Origin of the sequence: Klebsiella sp. CN_Kp073 (genome assembly GCF_040065495.2) — a bacterium.
GTDB classification, from domain to species: Bacteria; Pseudomonadota; Gammaproteobacteria; order Enterobacterales; family Enterobacteriaceae; genus Klebsiella; species Klebsiella aerogenes.
Genome location: NZ_CM198051.1, coordinates 3,467,446 through 3,487,438 on the forward strand (window position 1 = coordinate 3,467,446; position 19,993 = coordinate 3,487,438).

Below are 19,993 nucleotides of genomic sequence, written 5' to 3' on the forward strand. Positions count from 1 at the left end.
GGGGCCGCCAGCGGCTCCGTTTTTTTATGATTTGCTCCAAAACCACGCCATTTTGTAGGTGCAAAGTTAACTATAAGTAAAATCCAAACATTGATGATATTTAGATTGTTAATTTTAATAAAAATACTCCATTTTAATTAACCGTAAACAATGGTCACTCATGGAAATTTTCAACATTATTTGCAAATATTAAAATTTAGTTTTTCATTAAAAATCAAAAAGATAAAGCCATAACAGGCTAATTCCACACGCAAAATGGGCCTATGACTCCGGTAGGATATGATCTACATCAAATTCCCTTCTATAATGCTTTGTTAGTATCACACCGCCAACTTATATAAAGAGAGAGTTAGTGTGAAAGCTGACAACCCTTTTGATCTTTTACTCCCTGCCGCGATGGCGAAAGTCGCCGAAGAAGCAGGTGTCTATAAAGCGACGAAACATCCGCTGAAGACATTTTATCTGGCGATTACCGCAGGTGTCTTCATCTCCATCGCTTTTGTGTTTTATATCACGGCGACCACCGGTACTGCCGCAATGCCTTTCGGGATTGCCAAACTTATCGGCGGGGTATGCTTCTCACTAGGTCTGATTCTTTGCGTCATCTGCGGTGCTGACCTTTTCACCTCGACCGTACTGATCGTCGTGGCGAAAGCCAGCGGGCGTATTACCTGGGGTCAGCTGGCAAAAAACTGGCTTAACGTCTATGTTGGAAACCTGATCGGCGCGCTGCTGTTTGTACTGTTAATGTGGTTATCAGGCGAATATATGACTGCCAACGGCGGCTGGGGCTTAAATGTTCTGCAAACTGCAGACCACAAAATGCACCATACGTTTATTGAAGCCGTCTGCCTGGGTATCCTGGCGAACCTGATGGTTTGTCTGGCTGTCTGGATGAGTTACTCCGGCCGCAGCCTGATGGACAAAGCGATGATCATGGTGTTGCCGGTTGCGATGTTTGTCGCCAGCGGCTTTGAACACAGCATCGCTAATATGTTTATGATCCCGATGGGTATCGTAATTCGCAACTTTGCAAGCCCGGAATTCTGGACCGCTATCGGTTCAACTCCGGAGAGTTTTTCTCACTTAACCGTTATGAACTTCATCACTGATAACCTGATTCCAGTCACTATCGGAAACATCATCGGCGGTGGTTTGTTGGTTGGGTTGACATACTGGGTCATTTACCTGCGTGGCGACGATCATCATTAATGGTTGTCTCAGGCAGTAAATAAAAAATCCACTTAAGAAGGTAGGTGTTACATGTCCGAGCTTAATGAAAAGTTAGCCACAGCCTGGGAAGGTTTTGCGAAAGGTGACTGGCAGAACGAAGTCAACGTACGTGACTTTATCCAGAAAAACTACACCCCATATGAAGGTGACGAATCCTTCCTGGCTGGCGCAACTGATGCGACCACCAAGCTGTGGGACAGCGTAATGGAAGGCGTTAAACAGGAAAACCGCACTCACGCGCCTGTTGATTTCGACACTTCTCTCGCATCCACCATCACTTCTCACGACGCGGGCTACATCGAGAAAGCGCTCGAGAAAATCGTTGGTCTGCAAACTGAAGCTCCGCTGAAACGTGCGATTATCCCGTTCGGCGGTATCAAAATGGTTGAAGGTTCCTGCAAAGCGTACAATCGCGAACTGGACCCGATGCTGAAAAAAATCTTCACCGAGTACCGTAAAACTCACAACCAGGGCGTTTTCGACGTATATACCCCGGACATCCTGCGCTGCCGTAAATCCGGCGTACTGACCGGTCTGCCGGATGCTTACGGCCGTGGTCGTATCATCGGTGACTATCGTCGCGTTGCGCTGTACGGTATCGACTTCCTGATGAAAGACAAATTCGCCCAGTTCAACTCGCTGCAGGCGAAACTGGAAAGCGGCGAAGATCTGGAAGCAACCATCCGTCTGCGTGAAGAAATTGCTGAACAGCATCGCGCGCTGGGTCAGATCAAAGAGATGGCGGCTAAATATGGCTACGACATCTCCGGTCCGGCGACTACCGCTCAGGAAGCTATTCAGTGGACCTACTTCGGTTACCTGGCCGCCGTTAAATCTCAGAACGGCGCGGCAATGTCCTTCGGTCGTACTTCCAGCTTCCTGGATATCTACATCGAACGTGACCTGCAGGCGGGTAAAATCACCGAGCAAGACGCGCAGGAAATGGTTGACCACCTGGTCATGAAACTGCGTATGGTTCGCTTCCTGCGTACCCCGGAATATGATGAACTGTTCTCCGGCGACCCGATTTGGGCAACGGAATCTATCGGTGGTATGGGCGTTGACGGCCGTACTCTGGTAACCAAAAACAGCTTCCGCTTCCTGAACACCCTGTACACCATGGGGCCGTCTCCGGAGCCGAACATTACCATCCTGTGGTCTGAAAAACTGCCGCTGAGCTTTAAGAAATTCGCCGCTAAAGTATCCATCGATACCTCTTCTCTGCAGTACGAGAACGATGACCTGATGCGCCCGGACTTCAACAACGACGATTACGCTATCGCATGCTGCGTAAGCCCGATGATTGTTGGTAAACAAATGCAGTTCTTCGGCGCTCGCGCTAACCTCGCGAAAACCATGCTGTATGCTATCAACGGCGGCGTTGATGAAAAACTGAAAATGCAGGTTGGTCCGAAATCTGAACCGATCAAAGGCGACGTCCTGAACTTCGACGAAGTCATGGAGCGCATGGATCACTTCATGGACTGGCTGGCTAAACAGTACGTCACCGCGCTGAACATCATTCATTACATGCACGACAAGTACAGCTACGAAGCCTCTCTGATGGCGCTGCACGACCGTGACGTTATCCGCACCATGGCGTGTGGTATCGCAGGTCTGTCCGTTGCTGCTGACTCCCTGTCTGCTATCAAATATGCGAAAGTTAAACCGATTCGTGACGAAGACGGTCTGGCTGTTGACTTCGAAATCGAAGGCGAATATCCGCAGTTTGGTAACAACGATGCTCGCGTCGATGACATGGCCGTTGACCTGGTTGAACGTTTCATGAAGAAAATTCAGAAACTGCATACCTACCGCAACGCTATCCCGACTCAGTCCGTTCTGACCATCACTTCTAACGTCGTGTATGGTAAGAAAACCGGTAACACCCCAGATGGTCGTCGCGCTGGCGCGCCGTTCGGACCAGGTGCTAACCCGATGCACGGCCGTGACCAGAAAGGCGCTGTAGCCTCTCTGACTTCCGTTGCTAAACTGCCGTTTGCTTACGCTAAAGATGGTATCTCTTACACCTTCTCTATCGTACCGAACGCGCTGGGTAAAGATGACGAAGTTCGTAAGACTAACCTGGCTGGTCTGATGGATGGTTACTTCCACCACGAAGCGTCCATCGAAGGTGGTCAGCACCTGAACGTGAACGTCATGAACCGCGAAATGCTGCTCGACGCGATGGAAAACCCGGAAAAATATCCGCAACTGACCATCCGTGTATCTGGCTACGCGGTACGTTTTAACTCCCTGACTAAAGAACAGCAGCAGGACGTTATTACCCGTACCTTCACTCAGACCATGTAATTCCCTGTCTGACTGAAAAAGCGTACAATAAAGGCCCCACATCAGTGGGGCCTTTTTAACAAGTGATACCCTGCCCCAGCCTGCTTTGCCAGTTATCTATACTTTGGGTACCTGTCAAAACAGACTTAACACAGCCGGTTTGAGCTGTGCATCATAGGCCCTGGAGGGCCGAATCCGGAGATATCACCGCAATGTCAACTATTGGTCGTATTCACTCCTTTGAATCCTGTGGCACCGTCGATGGCCCAGGTATCCGCTTTATTACCTTCTTCCAGGGCTGCCTGATGCGCTGCCTTTACTGCCATAACCGCGACACCTGGGATACCCATGGCGGTAAAGAAATCACCGTTGAAGAATTGATGAAAGAAGTGGTGACCTATCGCCACTTTATGAATGCCTCCGGCGGCGGCGTCACCGCATCCGGCGGCGAGGCAATCCTGCAGGCGGAATTTGTTCGCGACTGGTTCCGCGCCTGTAAAAAAGAAGGTATCCACACCTGTCTGGATACCAACGGCTTCGTACGTCGCTACGATCCCGTGATTGACGAGCTGCTGGAAGTCACCGATCTGGTGATGCTTGACCTTAAGCAGATGAACGATGAAATCCACCAGAACCTGGTCGGCGTTTCTAACCATCGTACGCTGGAGTTCGCCCAGTATCTGTCGAAGAAAGGGATTAACGTGTGGATCCGCTACGTCGTGGTTCCCGGCTGGTCTGATGATGACGATTCCGCGCATCGTCTGGGTGAGTTTACCCGCGATATGGGTAACGTCGAGAAAATCGAACTCCTGCCCTACCATGAGCTGGGTAAACACAAATGGGTGGCAATGGGCGAAGAGTACAAACTTGACGGCGTACACCCACCGAAGAAAGAGACCATGGAGCGGGTAAAAGGCATCCTGGAGCAGTATGGCCATAAGGTGATGTACTAAACTAGCAGCGGGCCGGAGGTACTCTCACCACGGCCCGCAACTATAATAGTATCAATCCCGCCGATAACGCCACACTATGAACGCAATACCGTCTGCCCACAGGAACATTCATTTGATAAACGGACTACGCGCGGCCTTCGCCGCGCGCCAGAATGTTTACGCGTGTGCCACCGGCGTCGGATGATGCCCGGCTTTGCGCAGCAGCGTCAGCAGGTAAATAAACGATACGCTGGCGATCATAATAAACAGTAGGTTATCAGAGAAGTTCTGCATCAGCATTGCCGTCAGGGTCGGCCCCAGCAGGCTGCCGATGGTATAGCTCATCAGCAGCGCCTGGTTCATCGCCACCAGTTGATGGTGTTCAACCTTCTCGCAGGCCCAGGCCATCGCCACCGGATACAGAGTAAAACCGGATGCGCCGAGCACAAAAAGCGCGGGAGCCATTGCCGCCTGGCTCAGCATCGCCAGACAGCCCAGAATCACCATAAAGACCTGTACGCGCAGCACCAGCAGGCGGCCATAGCGGTCCGCCAGACGCCCGACCGGCCACTGCCCGAGAATGCCTGCGCTAACCATCACCGCCATCCAGAAACCAATACCCGAATCGCTGACGCCCTGATGATTTAGCCACAGCGGCATCAGGCCGTACAGTGAACCAAGCACGATGCCGGAAATGATGCAGCCATTCACACCGTGGCGCGCCTGACGCAGTTTCAGCATCGGCCAGATACGTACCGTTTCATGCGGCTCGTCGGCCTGGCTCATAATACGTGTAAACATTAGCGGCAGGATCGCCGCCAGCGCCAGGCCGGTAACCCACGGCAGCACGCTCATTAAATCGGTCGGTAATTTGCTGACCATCAGTTGGCCCAATACGGTACCGATGTAATAGACCATCATGTACGCCGCCAGCAGTCGACCGCGGCTGCGGGAAGTACCGCTGCACACCAGCGCGCTTTCCACCACCACCCAGATCATCGCGCAGCCCACCCCGGCAATAAAACGCCAGCTCAGCCATGTCCAGAAGCCGAGCGTAATACCCAGGCCAACGCAGCCAACGGCAAAAATTAATGACGCCAGGTAATAGCTACGGTTAAACCCCAGACGTTTAATGACCCAACCGGCAAATAACGTGCCCACCAGATTGCCGGTAAAATAAGAGGAGCCGACCATCCCAACCTGCCAGGTTGGCATATTTTCATGGGCGAGCCAGAGTGGGACAAGCGTATTTAAAACCGCGATTGCCAGCGTCAACAGAAGCAGGCCACAGAGCAACATTTGCACTGGGCGAGTGTAGATGGTCATGGGTGTTAACCGTGAGGAAGTTCAGATTTCGTGCGCATCATGACACCGCTGTAAACATTGTCAATCCGCCAGAATTCAGGCCTGACGCGGTTTTCAGGGCAACGATAGAAGTTTTTTATCCAGCGGAACGGTAACGGAATTATTCTTTATATTATTCCATTGTTTTTATTAATTTATTGGAAAACGAAGAAGGAAATATCAGTAGAAAAATTTCATCAATCAACCGCATTTTTTAATCACGCCGGAATAAACTTCCGGCGTGATTACTCGCGATTAACTGGCGATTGCCATACCGACGGTCATATGCAGACCATAGAATACGCCGCGACCAATCATCTCACCAACCAGCACCAGCGCAAACGCCAGGCCCAACAGCGGCAATGCGGGCTGATAACCTTTAAGCTGCGGTACAATCCAGCAGACCAGCGCCAGCACTAATGCGACCGTCCGCCATGCCATCAATGAACCATAATCCGGCACCAGCGCCGAAGCCTGCTGAATCGAACTATGAATAGTCGCCAACTCGCTGCCCTGGATCAGCGCGACGGTCACGCTAATCACCAACGCCACCAGCATAATCACCGGCAATAAACGCATCGCCCAACCATCTACGCCCGCGACACGCAGCAGCAGATAACCCAATAGCGGCCCGCCGATAAACAGGGTCAGGAAGAAGTTGAGCGGCGTCCAGATGGTGTACCAGGTGGGCACGGTATCGATGGTGTTATATACGCGGATCATCATCCAGACGAAGATGACGCCGAGGATCATGGTGACGACCAGCCACAGACTACGCAGCCCAGACGACAGTTTATTTACCACCGCCAGCAGCCAGCCAATACCACCGACGGCAAAGAAAAGCGCGCCGCTGGCGATTTCATTGCTTAACGATGATGCGCCAACGCGGTTCAGCGAATTGAACGCGCGCATAGGTGAACCAAGGTGCATGGTGGAGGCGATAAAGCCGATCCCCATCAGCACCCATAGCCCAAACATGCTCATTATCACCCGCTGCTGCTGCTCGCGCGAAAGTTCGCCCTTCATCAACGCCAGCGCGAGAACGATAAAGCCCCCGGCGACGCATTGACCAAAGACCGTGAAAATCATCAACGGCCATTCATGCCATCCATTTCCCATTTCAGACCTCCTTCGGATTGGCCAGATAGCCGGTGGTATCCCCACACGGACGGCTGTTGGCGTTAGGTTTTATCACAATGCTCGGCCTGGTGAAGTGCGCTGAAGGCAGCGGCGCCACGGCGGCCAGCTGGCCGTGTTTTTCCCGCAGTTCGGCAATCGGCCCGAAGTCCAGCGCGCGCAGCGGGCAGGACTCGACGCAAATCGGTTTCTTGCCTTGTGCGACACGCTCGTGACAGCCGTCGCATTTGGTCATATGCCCTTTGGCGGCGTTGTACTGCGGCGCGCCATACGGGCAGGCCATATGGCAGTAGCGACAGCCGATGCACACCTCTTCATTGACCACCACAAAACCGTCTTCGCGCTTGTGCATCGCCCCGCTCGGGCAGACCTTGGTGCACGCCGGGTCTTCGCAGTGGTTACAGGCGATAGAGAGGTAATAGGCGAAAACGTTCTGATTCCAGACGCCGTTGTCCTCCTGCCAGTCGCCGCCGGCATACTCATAGATACGACGGAAGCTGACGTCCGGCGTCAGGTTCTTGTAGTCTTTACAGGCCAGCTCGCAGGTTTTGCAACCGGTGCAACGGGCGGAATCGATAAAAAATCCATACTGAGTTGTCATCGGTTACTCCTTACAGCTTTTCAACCTGGACGAGGTTGGTATGCGATGGGTTGCCTTTCGCCAACGGCGACGGACGTTGAGTCGTCAGCACGTTAATGCTGCCGGCCTGATCCACGCGTGAAGCGTCCGGGTTATACCAGGCGCCCTCGCCCAGCGCGACAACGCCTGGCATCATACGCGGCGTCACTTTCGCTTCGATATGCACTTCGCCGCGGTCGTTGAAAATGCGAATGCGATCGCCGTTGGCGATGCCGCGTTTGTGCGCATCGATCGGGTTAATCCACATCTCCTGGCGGCAGGCTGCCTGCAGGACATCAACGTTGCCATAAGTTGAGTGGACGCGAGACTTGTAGTGGAAGCCCGTCAGCTGTAGCGGATATTTGGCGGACAACGGATCGTTGTAGTTTTCAAACCCCGGGGTGTAGATCGGCAGCGGATCGATCACATCGCCTTCCGGCAGTTCCCAGGTCGCGGCAATTTTGGCAAGCTCCTGGGAATAGATTTCGATTTTGCCCGATGGCGTAGTCAGCGGATTGGCCTGCGGATCTTCACGGAAGGCTTTATACGCCACATGATGCCCCTGCGGGTCACGCTGCTTGAAGATCCCCTGCTGGCGGAAAGTATCGAAATCCGGCAGTTCGGGGATCGCTTTACGCGACTGCTCATACAAATAGCGCATCCAGCCTTCCTGAGTGCGGCCTTCGGTAAACTTCTCCGCCACCCCCATGCGTTTCGCCAACTCGGTGGTCATCTCATAGATGGTTTTGCATTCGAAACGCGGTTTAATCGCCTGGTCGGCAAAGATGACGTAAGACATATTGCCGCAGGAGGCATCCAGCGCGAAGTCCATCTGCTCCGAGGCGGTACAGTCCGGCAGCAGAATATCGGCGTATTTCGCAGACGACGTCATGTGGCAGTCGATTACCACAATCATTTCGCACTTCTTATCGTCCTGCAGGATTTCGTGGGTGCGGTTGATCTCGGAGTGTTGGTTGATCAGGCAGTTACCCGCGTAGTTCCAGATCATCTTGATCGGTACATCGAGCTTATCTTTGCCGCGTACGCCATCACGCAGCGCGGTCATTTCCGGACCACGTTCAATCGCGTCGGTCCACATAAACATGGAGATGCTGGTCTCTACCGGGTTATCCAGCGTCGGCATGCGCTCGAAAGGCAGGCTATATGATCCTTCACGCGCGCCGCTATTACCTCCATTGATCCCAACATTACCAGTCAGAATGGCGAGCATGGAGATGGCGCGGGTGGCGATTTCGCCGTTGGCGTGACGCTGCGGTCCCCATCCCTGGCTGATATACGCCGGCTTCGCCGTCGCAATCTCGCGAGCCAGTTTCACAATGCGCTCACGCGGGATCCCGGTAATGGTGGACGCCCACTCCGGCGTTTTAGCGATACCGTCGGAGCCCTGACCAAGGATGTAAGCTTTATAATGTCCATTAGACGGCGCATCGGCAGGCAAGGTCTTCTCGTCGTAGCCGACGCAGTATTTATCGAGGAAGGGCTGATCGACCAGATTTTCAGTAATCATCACCCACGCCAGCGCTGAAATGAGCGCCGCGTCGGTTCCCGGACGAATTGGGATCCATTCATCTTCACGCCCGGCTCCGGTGTCGGTATAGCGCGGATCGATAATGATCATGCGGGCATTGGATTTCTGCCGCGCCTGCTCAAGGTAGTAAGTGACCCCGCCGCCGCTCATGCGCGTTTCGCCAGGGTTATTGCCGAACAGCACCACTAACTGACTATTTTCGATATCCGACGGGCTATTGCCATCGGCCCAACCACCATAGGTGTAATTCAAACCAGCCGCAATCTGCGCCGATGAATAGTCGCCATAATGATTGAGATAGCCGCCGCAGCAGTTCATCAGACGAGCAATCAGGGTTTTACCCGGCGGCCAGGAACGAGTCAGAGTCCCGCCGAGCGTACCGGTTCCGTAGTTCAGATAGATAGATTCGTTGCCATAATCTTTAATCAGGCGCTGCATATTGCTGGCGATAGTGTCGAACGCCTCTTCCCAGCTAATTTGTTCGAATTTTCCTTCACCGCGTTTGCCGACGCGCTTCATCGGATATTTCAGCCGGTCGGGGTTATAGACGCGGCGGCGCATAGAGCGGCCGCGCAGACAGGCGCGAACCTGATGCAGACCGTCATAGTTATCGTCGCCGGTATTATCGGTTTCTACATACTTAATCGCGCCGTCAACCACGTGCATACGCAGCGGGCAACGGCTGCCGCAGTTAACGGTGCAGGCGCTCCAGACCACTTTCTCACTGACTGGCGCCAGCGTATCAGCGGCGTGCGCAATACGCGTGAAGGGTAAGGTCAATGCGTTGCTGGCCATCGCCAGACCGCCTATCGCCGTGGTTTTCATCAAACCACGTCGGCTAACTTCGGCAGCCAGTAAAGCATCGGGGGCTTTGATTTTCATAGATACTCGCTTTGGTTGCTCACAATAAGCTGACAATCGTTATATAATTTTATATATATCGGATTTTATTGGCTTTTTATGCTGTATTAATCCAAAGGGAGTATCACCGGATTTACTGAGGGGATTATTGCCCGGTATCAATAAGGATATAAAAAAAGCGCCCGCAGGCGCTTTTAAGGAAAGAGCAGAAAAGATTACCCGATATACTCGAGGCCGCGCATATACGGGCGCAGGACTTCCGGGATCTCGATACGGCCATCGGCCTGCTGATAGTTTTCCATCACCGCAACCAGCGTACGGCCAACCGCCAGACCAGAACCATTCAGAGTGTGAACGAGACGAGTCTTTTTGTCGGACTTGCTGCGGCAACGCGCCTGCATACGACGCGCCTGGAAATCCCAGACGTTGGAGCAGGAAGAAATTTCGCGATAGGTATCCTGCGCCGGAACCCACACTTCGAGGTCATAGGTTTTACAGGCGCTAAAGCCCATATCGCCGGAACACAGCGCTACCTTACGGTACGGCAGACCCAGCAGTTGCAGAACCTTCTCAGCGTGGCCGGTCATCTCTTCCAGCGCCGCCATAGAGTCTTCCGGACGTACGATCTGCACCATTTCAACTTTGTCGAACTGGTGCATACGGATCAGACCGCGGGTATCACGACCATACGAACCCGCTTCAGAACGGAAGCACGGCGTATGGGCGGTCATTTTAATCGGCAGATCGTCTTCGTCGATGATTTCGTCGCGGACCAGGTTGGTCAGCGGCACTTCGGCGGTCGGAATCAACGCATAGTTGCTGCTATCGGCTTCTTCTTCCAGCGGACGAGTATGGAACAGGTCGCCGGCGAATTTCGGCAACTGGCCAGTACCATACAGCGTGTCTTGGTTCACCAGATAAGGAACATAGTTCTCGCTATAACCGTGCTGTTCGGTGTGCAGATCCAGCATAAACTGCGCCAGCGCGCGGTGCAGGCGGGCCAGTTGGCCTTTCATCACCACGAAACGGGAACCGGTTAGCTTAACGGCGGCGGCGAAGTCCAGCCCCCCGTGCATTTCACCCAGCGTAACGTGGTCGCGCACCTCGAAATCGAACTGACGCGGTGTCCCCCAGCGGCTGACTTCAACGTTGTCGTTTTCGTCGCGGCCAACCGGCACGTCATCGTGAGGAATGTTCGGGATCGCCAGCGCGATATCGCGAATTTCCGCCAACAGCGTTTCCAGCTCGGACTTTGCGGCATCCAGCTGTTCGCCAAGCTTGTTCACTTCCAGGCGTAATGGCTCGATATCTTCCCCGCGCGCTTTCGCCTGGCCAATGGATTTCGATCGGGAGTTACGCTCCGCCTGCAGGTTTTCGGTTTGAACCTGCAGAACTTTACGACGCTCTTCAAGAGCGCGCAGTTTATCTACATCCAGCTTAAAGCCCCGGCGTGCCAGTTTTTCTGCGACTGCGTCTGGCTCGGTACGCAGCAGATTGGGATCGAGCATGCTTATCCTGTGCTTATCGAATTTAAATAGGAAAAATGGCCGCAAACTACGGCCACGGAAATATAGGTAATAACCTTACCGCAACGCCACAATTAGCGGTAGCGTTTTATCTGGCTATTTTGATCCAGTTCGGCAAGCCAGGCGAGCTTTTCAGCGATTTTGCCCTCGAGCCCCCTGTTTGTTGGCTGATAATAGCGCGTTTGCGCCATTTCCTGCGGGAAATACTGCTCGCCGGCGGCGTAGGCGTTAGGTTCATCGTGCGCGTAGCGGTATTCCTGACCATAGCCCATCTCTTTCATGAGTTTGGTCGGCGCATTGCGTAAATGAACCGGCACGTCGTAATCAGGGCGATCGCGGGCGTCGGCCAGCGCAGCCTTAAAGGCGGTGTACACCGCATTACTCTTCGGCGCGCAGGCCAGATAAACAATAGCCTGAGCAATAGCCCGTTCGCCTTCTGCCGGCCCGACGCGGGTAAAACAATCCCACGCGGAAATGGCCACCTGCATAGCCCGGGGATCGGCGTTGCCGACATCCTCTGACGCGATAGCCAGACAACGGCGCGCAACATACAGCGGGTCGCCGCCCGCGGTAATGATCCGTGCGTACCAGTATAATGCCGCATCCGGGGCGCTACCGCGCACCGACTTATGTAACGCGGAAATAAGATCGTAAAAACGGTCGCCTTTATTATCAAAACGCGCGCTACGCTCGCCGGCAATTTCAGTAAGCAGTTCGGCTTTCAGCACTCGCTTGCCCGAATCGTCGCTTTCAGCCATATCGGCCATCATTTCTAACGTGTTCAACGCCCGACGCGCGTCGCCGTTGACCAGTTCGGCAATCGCCTTGCGAGTTTCATCTGGCAGGACAATATCTTGCCCGCCGTAGCCGCGCGCTTTATCGCCCATCGCCTGGTTAAGCACCTGCTCGATATCATCCGTGGTCAGCGACTTAAGTAAATAGACGCGGGCGCGGGAAAGCAAAGCGGAATTAAGTTCGAATGACGGGTTTTCGGTCGTCGCGCCAATAAAAGTAATGGTGCCATCTTCGATGTGCGGCAGAAAGGCGTCCTGCTGACTTTTATTGAAACGATGCACTTCGTCTACAAACAGGATAGTGCGCCGACCGGCGTTGCGGTTTTGCCGCGCGCGCTCGATAGCTTCGCGGATCTCTTTGACGCCAGAGGTGACGGCCGAGATACGTTCGACATCGGCATTGGCGTAGCGTGCAATCACTTCCGCAAGGGTAGTTTTACCGGTGCCCGGCGGCCCCCACAGGATCATCGAGTGCAGATGCCCGGCCTCAATCGCCCGCGGTAGCGGTTTACCCGGCGCCAGCAGGTGCTGCTGGCCAATGTACTGCGCTAAATTTTCTGGCCGCATACGGGCGGCCAGAGGTTGAAACGCGTTATCGGAAAAATCGAGCGAAAAGTTGCTCACATTCGCCTCTACTTACGTTGATCGTCCACCGTCACCCCTTGCGGCGGTGTAAAAGTGAACTTAGATGCGTCGACGGCGCCATTCTGCTGCGACTTCAGCTGGTAGCTGCTGCGCTGATCGTCTTGCTCAACAGCGCTGAACTGATGGATAGTGCCGTCACGGCCCACATTGATTGTGAACTGCTTCAGGTTGCCGTTACCGCTTTTCGGCGTCAGCACAAAATCATCGCCGTTTTGCTTGATGTTGTATTGCTGCCAGTCCGCTGACTGGTTGCGGGCGATCAGCATGAACGGCGTGTTGCTGGTCGCGTTTTTCAGCCAGGTCGCGGTTGCCTGCTCGACAAACGGGTTGTAGAACCACAGCGTTTTCCCATCCGATACCAGAATACTTTCATCCGGCTGGGTCATATGCCAGTTGAACAGATTCGGGCGTTTCACCCACAAATCGCCCTGCCCGTCCTGCACGGCATTGCCGCTTGCGTCGGTCACTTTCTGAGTGAAGCTGGCATGGAAGCTGCTAACTTTATCCAGACGGCTTTTTAAGTCGCCGGCAGCGTCTGCCCAAACCTGGCTTACCACGAAGCCAGACAATAATGCACAGGTGATGGCAAGTTTCTTCATTGTTGATCCTTATTGTGCGTCACTCCCGACGCGGGAGCCTGTTCTGTCTCTACTGTAGAGCCGTTGATAACAACGGAATAGCAGAACAGGCTGATTTTGCGCTTATTTACCGAACTTTGCACTTACTCGAAGGGCGGCGGCGCCAGGACTTCACGGTTACCATTATGGCCCTGCTCACTGACGATCCCCTGGGCTTCCATCTGCTCAATGATACGCGCCGCGCGGTTATAGCCGATGCGGAACTGACGCTGTACTCCGGAGATCGAGGCTTTGCGTTTCTCGGTCACGAAGTTGACCGCCTGGTCGAACAGCGGATCCAGCTCTTCGCCGCCATCAAAGCCGCCACTACCGCCTTCGCTTTCACTGTCGGAGGTAATGCCGTCAACATACTGCGGACGACCGCGCGCTTTCCAGTCCTGAACCACGGCGTGTACTTCCTGGTCACGGACAAACGCGCCATGCACGCGAACCGGCATCGTGGAGTTAGGCCCGGAATAGAGCATATCACCCATACCCAGCAGCGATTCTGCGCCGCCCTGGTCAAGGATGGTGCGCGAGTCAATCTTGCTTGATACGGTAAAGGCGATACGCGTCGGGATGTTGGCCTTGATAAGACCGGTAATCACGTCAACTGACGGACGCTGGGTCGCCAGCACCAGGTGAATACCCGCCGCGCGCGCTTTCTGCGCCAGACGCGCAATAAGCTCTTCTACCTTCTTACCGACGGTCATCATCAGATCGGCGAATTCATCCACCAGTACCACGATATACGGCAGTTTTTCCAGCACCGGATGTACGGCATCCATGCTGTCGCCCGGTTTCCAGTAAGGATCCGGGATCGGACGTCCCATACGCGCGGCTTCAGCGATCTTCTCGTTGTAGCCCGCCAGATTACGCACGCCCAGCGCCGACATCAGCTTATAACGGCGTTCCATTTCGTTGACGCTCCAGCGCAGCGCATTAGCGGCGTCTTTCATGTCGGTGACCACTTCCGTCAGCAGATGCGGGATACCTTCGTACACCGACAGCTCAAGCATTTTCGGGTCGATCATGATGAAACGCACGTCTTCCGGCTGCGCCTTGTAGAGCATGCTGAGGATCATGGCGTTCACGCCAACCGATTTACCAGAACCAGTGGTACCGGCAACCAGCAGATGCGGCATTTTCGCCAGATCGGCCACCACCGGATCGCCGGCGATATCTTTACCCAGCACCACGGTAAGCGGCGATGGGTTCTCGCGGAATTTCGGACAATCGAGCACTTCGCGCAGGTATACGGTCTGGCGTTTTTTGTTCGGTAATTCCAGGCCGACGTAAGGTTTACCCGGAATGACTTCCACCACACGCACCGCCACGGTCGACAGCGAACGCGCAAGGTCGCGCGACAGGTTAGAGATTCGCGCGGCCTTCACCCCAGGCGCGAGGTTCAGCTCGAAGCGGGTGATCACCGGGCCAGGCGAGTAGTTCACCACATCCGCTTTGATGCGGAAATCGGCGAGACGCGCTTCGACCAGGCGCGCCATCTGCTCAAGCGCAAAGGTATCAACAGGTTCAACTTCGCTCGGCGGCGGCGTCAGGAGATCCAGCGACGGCAGCGGAGTCGTCGGTCTTTGCAGCGGACGGCTGTCGCCGTTACGCATCAGCAATGGATGAATAAGGCTATCCTGTGGCTGCGGCGCGGGCGGCTGATAACCCTGCGGAGCAACCGGCTGTTGCTGCTGCACTGGCTGTTGAGCAGTCTGATAAGCCTGCGGCTGCGGCGCTACCGGCTGATGGTGTACGGGCGGCTGCGCAGGTTGATAACCCTGCTGCGGCGCGGCTGCCGGTTGTTGGTAGTGCTGAGCCGGTTGCTGGGGCTGCACTTCCGGCGTCGGCATAAACAGCGGCTCGCTCGGACCATCATTGACCAGCGTTTTCATCGGCGAGAACTCATAGTCCGCCGGTGAGAAAGGATTGGCTCCCGGCGGCTGCTCGCTGGCATAGCGCTGCTGCTGGGTCGCGGCAAACTGGCGAGCCAGTTCCGCTTCAGCGGCTGCGTCTTCGTCCTGCTCATCGCTTTCTGACTCCCAGGACTCGCCATAGCGCTGTTGCTGGGTTGCGGCAAACTGGCGCGCCAGCTCGTCTTGTTCCAGCGCATCGGCTTCTTCGTCGCTCAACGGCTCGTTATCGTAATGCTGTTCCAGCTCGGCCCGACGCGCGCGCTCTTCAGCAATACGCTGAGACGGCAGCTTAATGCCATAGGAAGCAAGCTCCCGACGCGTCGGCACGCGAACGCGATTCGGGCGCGGCAATTTCGGACCGATGCCTTCTTTAACCTGTACCCGCGGGCCGCTGGATGCCGGGCTGAAGACTGGCGCTGCGTCGGCGGCGGCTGACGCCGCTGAAGCGGCTGCGGCTGCGCTGCCAGACGTCGTGGCCTGATGAACGCCAGCGGCGACGGCGGTCACAGCGGCGGCATCGACGGACGGCACGGATGGGGCAGCCGGGGCGGTTATCGGTTTGGTTGCTACCGGGCTCGCCGGTTCAGGGATTGGCTGATACCAGGACTCCAGCAACTCACGCTCGCGCGCACGTTTCTCTTCGACTTCCTCGAAGTAGTACATCGGCGGGCGTTTAGTTTCTTCCTGAGGCGCTTCAGGCTCAGCGGCAGGCGCCGGTTCCTGATGGTAAACAGGCTGTTGAACAGCCGGTTCAGGCTGATAAACCGGCGGCTGCTGCGGCGCGTACTCAGGCTGATACACCGGTTGCTGCGGATGCGCAGTTTCCGGCTGGTAAACCGGCGGCTGCTGCGGCGCGTATTCCGGCTGGTACACCGGCTGCTGCGGATGCGCGGCTTCCGGCGGGTAAACCGGCGGCTGCTGCGGCGCGTATTCCGGCTGGTACACCGGTTGCTGCGGATGCGCGGCTTCCGGCGGGTAAACCGGCGGCTGCTGCGGCGCGTATTCAGGTTGATACACCGGCTGCTGCGGATGGGCGGCTTCCGGCTGGTAAACCGGCGGCTGCTGCGGCGCGTATTCAGGTTGATACACCGGCTGCTGCGGATGGGCGGCTTCCGGTTGATAAACCGGTGGCTGCTGCGGCGCGTATTCAGGTTGATACACCGGCTGCTGCGGATGGGCGGCTTCCGGTTGATAAACCGGTGGCTGCTGCGGCGCGTATTCCGGCTGATACACTGGTGGTTGCAGGTGGGCAGCCTCCGGTTGATATGCCTGCCCTGTCCCCTGCTCCGCCCATGCCTGCGGCACAGCTGCAGCGGCGGAAGCCGCGCCGATCGGGTCGGCAACCGTATGGCCATTCAGTAGTGGATCGTAAGGGTCTAAATCGCCAGGACGCGCGGCGCTGGCGCCTGAGAACAGGACATCATCGGCCGCGACAGGCGCGCCGCTGGCGCTATATTGTACGGCTTCCGCATCATCCATACGTTTACCGGAGAACAGTGCGGCATCCGTTTTACGCCCCATCGGGTTGGCGAATTTTTCCGCCAGACGCTTACGACGCGCTAACGCGCTACGCAAAATGCGGGCACGACGCGATTCCCGCGGCTGCGCGGTATCGTCGTCGTCTTCATCTTCATATTCCTCATCTTCATATTCGCCTTCATCAACCCAGGTATCGTCCCGACGGGTACGATTACTGGCAAAGGTCAAAATAGAAAGGATGGCGCCGCCGAGTTTCTCGGCAATGCTGACCCATGACCAGCCGGTGAACAGCGTTAAACCGGCGGCCCAGATGCATAGCAGAGCGATTGTACCGCCGCTGCTGTGCAGCAAAGGTTGCAATGTGGTGCTAAGCAGGCTGCCAATGACGCCGCCGGAGGCAAAGTACCAGATATCATCGGCGTTGATCGCCGCCAGACCGCAGGAGGTGAGAATGAGCGCCAGCGCGCCGATCAGGCGCAGCGAAACAGCAAAGTAATCGACGTATTCGTCATTTTCCTGATGACGCCATGCAAACCAGCAGCCGCCGATGATAATCACGGGGATGGTGTACGCCATTACGCCAAAGATGAAAAATAGCGTGTCCGCCAGCCACGCTCCGGGCATGCCGCCCAGATTATGGATAGGCTCATGCCAGGCGGTCTGTGACCAACTGGGATCGGATGGATTAAAGCTCAGTAATGCCGCCATCAGCCAGATGGCAAAAAGAGAGCAAAGGATGAGTAACGCCTCAAGAACGCGGCGCCCGCTGCTTAGCTTCGTTAGTTTGACTTCTTTGTCTTCGGTGTATTCCTGGCTCAAGAAAGGCTCTCCAGGTATCAGGCAATTTCCTGCCTGCTGCTAAAACGGACAACAGCGCCGGGTCTCCCCGGCACTGTTGCTGTATGGATTAACAGGAGTGTAATCAAACTACGTCGATTTTGCACCTGTTCCGTGTTAGCGCGTCTTGATTACCAGACGATTACTCTGCTTGACTTCTTCCATAACCACGTAGGTACGGGTGTCGTTTACGCCCGGCAGGCGCAGCAGGGTTTCGCCCAGCAATTTACGATACGCTGACATGTCCGGTACGCGGGTTTTCAACAGATAGTCAAAATCACCGGATACCAGATGACACTCTTGAATTTCTTCAAGTTTTTGCACTGCGGCGTTAAATTGCTCAAACACATCCGGCGCACCACGATTCAGAGTAATCTCAACAAATACCAGAAGTGATGCATCCAGATAATGCGGGTTGAGCAGCGCCGTATAGCCCTGAATAAAACCCTGTCTTTCCAGTCGACGCACGCGCTCAAGGCAAGGCGTCGGAGAAAGTCCCACCCGTTTGGAAAGCTCGACGTTGGAAATACGCCCGTCTTTTTGCAGTTCATTCAGAATGTTACGATCGATGCGGTCGAGATCTTTGCCAGGGCGTTTCTTGCTATCTACCATTATTATTGTCTCTCTGTATTCCTTCCCTACTCCTGTTCTGACTCTGCGCCTTCACTGCCAGAGCCCATCCCGTTATTACCCGTACGACGTTGAGTAACCCAGGGGTACGTGAGAAGCCCGTTGCCTGATGGCAGTCACCGACATCACGCATGGCGTCTGTCCACACCATGCGTAGATTTCGCTGACCCGGATAAAAATGGCATTTGCGTGCATGAACATTCGCCACACGCTAAACACTGCTTTTCTTCTTCCATGAATGTTTTCGCAAAAGCACAGGGGATTGTCAAAGCAAAACATCGATTTTTAGTACAAGATGCCAGATATTCATCATCAACCCCCTCTGAATCTCATGTTTTCATCTTATAATCAGGGCGCTAACAGTAGAATTAATTATATTTTCCGCTCGTTAAATCGCCAATTCATCGGCGGGTTCTATTGCACATATCGTTAACAAAATCGCTACGCTCTTTTTTTACGCCCGCAAATTCCCTACAATCCAGCGCAATGTATGCCAATAAAATATGGGGATCTCATGGGCACAGCCAAACACAGTAAACTGCTTATTCTAGGTTCTGGACCTGCAGGATATACCGCGGCGGTCTATGCTGCGCGCGCAAACCTGCAGCCGGTGCTGATCACCGGCATGGAAAAAGGCGGTCAGCTGACCACCACCACTGAAGTGGAAAACTGGCCAGGCGACCCAAACGATCTGACCGGTCCGCTGCTCATGGAACGTATGCACGAGCATGCCACCAAGTTCGAAACTGAAATTATTTTCGATCACATCAGCAGCGTCGATCTGCAGAACCGTCCGTTCCGCCTGGTCGGCGACAGCGGCGAGTACACCTGTGACGCGCTGATTATCGCTACCGGCGCTTCCGCCCGCTATCTGGGTCTGCCTTCTGAAGAAGCTTTTAAAGGCCGCGGCGTCTCTGCCTGCGCCACCTGCGACGGTTTCTTCTATCGCAACCAGAAAGTCGCGGTTATCGGCGGCGGCAACACGGCGGTTGAAGAAGCGCTGTATCTGTCCAACATTGCTGCTGAAGTGCATCTGATCCACCGTCGCGACTCCTTCCGCGCGGAAAAAATCCTCATCAAACGCCTGATGGATAAAGTGGAAAGCGGCAACATTGTCCTGCACACCGATCGCACACTGGAAGAGGTCACCGGCGACCAGATGGGCGTCAGCGGCCTGCGTCTGCGCGATACCAAAAACAGCGATAACGTTGAGACTCTGGAAGTTGCCGGCCTGTTCGTCGCCATTGGACACAGCCCGAACACCGCTATCTTTGAAGGTCAGTTAGCGCTGGAAAACGGTTATATCAAAGTACAATCCGGCATCCACGGCAACGCCACGCAGACCAGTATCCCTGGCGTCTTCGCGGCAGGCGACGTGATGGACCATATCTACCGTCAGGCGATTACCTCCGCCGGTACCGGCTGTATGGCCGCGCTGGACGCGGAACGCTACCTGGATGGTTTAGCTGACGCTTGCAAATAATCTTTACAAGTCAGTAACAAAGGTAAAGAAGGCGACGAAAAGTCGCCTTTATTTTTGCCTCGTTGTAACATTGCCGTGCCCAAAAATCTCATA

At 54.9% G+C, this 19,993-nt stretch carries 13 protein-coding genes; 4 read left to right on the forward strand and 9 right to left on the reverse strand.

What is annotated here, in order from left to right; translation table 11 throughout:
• Positions 1-354: 354 nt before the first annotated feature.
• From focA to pflA, 3 genes are all read left to right on the forward strand, one after another.
• Positions 355-1,212 carry a formate transporter FocA gene (gene focA, locus ABLV66_RS16865; protein WP_015367477.1) on the forward strand — a complete coding sequence of 286 codons (858 nt, stop codon included), beginning with the start codon at positions 355-357 and terminating at the stop codon, positions 1,210-1,212.
• Positions 1,213-1,263: 51 nt separating this feature from the next.
• Complete coding sequence (pflB, locus tag ABLV66_RS16870; RefSeq protein ID WP_015367478.1) at positions 1,264-3,546, forward strand: formate C-acetyltransferase; 2,283 nt, start codon at positions 1,264-1,266, stop codon at positions 3,544-3,546.
• Between the two features lie 191 nt (positions 3,547-3,737).
• Positions 3,738-4,478 carry a pyruvate formate lyase 1-activating protein gene (pflA, locus tag ABLV66_RS16875; RefSeq protein ID WP_015367479.1) on the forward strand — a complete coding sequence of 247 codons (741 nt, stop codon included), beginning with the start codon at positions 3,738-3,740 and terminating at the stop codon, positions 4,476-4,478.
• Positions 4,479-4,634: 156 nt separating this feature from the next.
• Here the strand turns inward: pflA and ABLV66_RS16880 are convergent, their stop codons facing one another.
• From ABLV66_RS16880 to lrp, 9 genes are all read right to left on the reverse strand, one after another.
• Positions 4,635-5,783, reverse strand: coding sequence for an MFS transporter (locus ABLV66_RS16880; RefSeq protein WP_348876385.1), 1,149 nt, complete (start codon positions 5,781-5,783; stop codon positions 4,635-4,637).
• Positions 5,784-6,056: 273 nt separating this feature from the next.
• Positions 6,057-6,920, reverse strand: coding sequence for a dimethyl sulfoxide reductase anchor subunit family protein (locus tag ABLV66_RS16885; protein ID WP_045395752.1), 864 nt, complete (start codon positions 6,918-6,920; stop codon positions 6,057-6,059).
• Position 6,921: 1 nt separating this feature from the next.
• Entirely contained in the window at positions 6,922-7,539 is a 618-nt protein-coding gene (locus tag ABLV66_RS16890) for a DMSO/selenate family reductase complex B subunit (RefSeq protein ID WP_015367482.1), read from the reverse strand.
• A 10-nt stretch (positions 7,540-7,549) separates the two neighbouring features.
• Positions 7,550-9,988, reverse strand: a complete 2,439-nt coding sequence (gene dmsA / locus ABLV66_RS16895; protein ID WP_063416358.1) for a dimethylsulfoxide reductase subunit A — start codon at positions 9,986-9,988, stop codon at positions 7,550-7,552.
• 194 nt (positions 9,989-10,182) lie between these two features.
• Positions 10,183-11,475: a serine--tRNA ligase gene (gene serS / locus ABLV66_RS16900; RefSeq protein WP_015367484.1), complete on the reverse strand. Its 1,293-nt coding sequence runs from the start codon at positions 11,473-11,475 to the stop codon at positions 10,183-10,185.
• 92 nt (positions 11,476-11,567) lie between these two features.
• A complete protein-coding gene (gene rarA / locus ABLV66_RS16905; RefSeq protein ID WP_045396235.1) occupies positions 11,568-12,911 on the reverse strand; it encodes a replication-associated recombination protein RarA in 1,344 nt (447 codons plus the stop codon).
• 8 nt (positions 12,912-12,919) lie between these two features.
• Positions 12,920-13,531: an outer membrane lipoprotein periplasmic chaperone LolA gene (gene lolA, locus ABLV66_RS16910; RefSeq protein ID WP_015367486.1), complete on the reverse strand. Its 612-nt coding sequence runs from the start codon at positions 13,529-13,531 to the stop codon at positions 12,920-12,922.
• A gap of 122 nt (positions 13,532-13,653) precedes the next feature.
• Positions 13,654-17,769 carry a DNA translocase FtsK gene (ftsK, locus tag ABLV66_RS16915; protein WP_430915793.1) on the reverse strand — a complete coding sequence of 1,372 codons (4,116 nt, stop codon included), beginning with the start codon at positions 17,767-17,769 and terminating at the stop codon, positions 13,654-13,656.
• Positions 17,770-17,904: 135 nt separating this feature from the next.
• A complete protein-coding gene (gene lrp / locus ABLV66_RS16920; RefSeq protein WP_000228469.1) occupies positions 17,905-18,399 on the reverse strand; it encodes a leucine-responsive transcriptional regulator Lrp in 495 nt (164 codons plus the stop codon).
• Positions 18,400-18,931: 532 nt separating this feature from the next.
• On the opposite strand from lrp, the gene trxB reads away from it, so the two are divergent.
• A complete protein-coding gene (trxB, locus tag ABLV66_RS16925; RefSeq protein ID WP_045396241.1) occupies positions 18,932-19,900 on the forward strand; it encodes a thioredoxin-disulfide reductase in 969 nt (322 codons plus the stop codon).
• The last annotated feature ends 93 nt before the right edge of the window (positions 19,901-19,993 follow it).

Bases quoted from the DNA above. Each gene is read 5' to 3' on its own strand.
- dmsA (WP_063416358.1), bottom strand. From the start codon at position 9,988: ATGAAAATCAAAGCCCCCGATGCTTTACTGGCTGCCGAAGTTAGCCGA.
- serS (WP_015367484.1), bottom strand. From the start codon at position 11,475: ATGCTCGATCCCAATCTGCTGCGTACCGAGCCAGACGCAGTCGCAGAA.
- lolA (WP_015367486.1), bottom strand. From the start codon at position 13,531: ATGAAGAAACTTGCCATCACCTGTGCATTATTGTCTGGCTTCGTGGTA.
- ABLV66_RS16880 (WP_348876385.1), bottom strand. From the start codon at position 5,783: ATGACCATCTACACTCGCCCAGTGCAAATGTTGCTCTGTGGCCTGCTT.
- ABLV66_RS16890 (WP_015367482.1), bottom strand. From the start codon at position 7,539: ATGACAACTCAGTATGGATTTTTTATCGATTCCGCCCGTTGCACCGGT.
- trxB (WP_045396241.1), top strand. From the start codon at position 18,932: ATGGGCACAGCCAAACACAGTAAACTGCTTATTCTAGGTTCTGGACCT.
- lrp (WP_000228469.1), bottom strand. From the start codon at position 18,399: ATGGTAGATAGCAAGAAACGCCCTGGCAAAGATCTCGACCGCATCGAT.
- ABLV66_RS16885 (WP_045395752.1), bottom strand. From the start codon at position 6,920: ATGGGAAATGGATGGCATGAATGGCCGTTGATGATTTTCACGGTCTTT.
- pflA (WP_015367479.1), top strand. From the start codon at position 3,738: ATGTCAACTATTGGTCGTATTCACTCCTTTGAATCCTGTGGCACCGTC.
- pflB (WP_015367478.1), top strand. From the start codon at position 1,264: ATGTCCGAGCTTAATGAAAAGTTAGCCACAGCCTGGGAAGGTTTTGCG.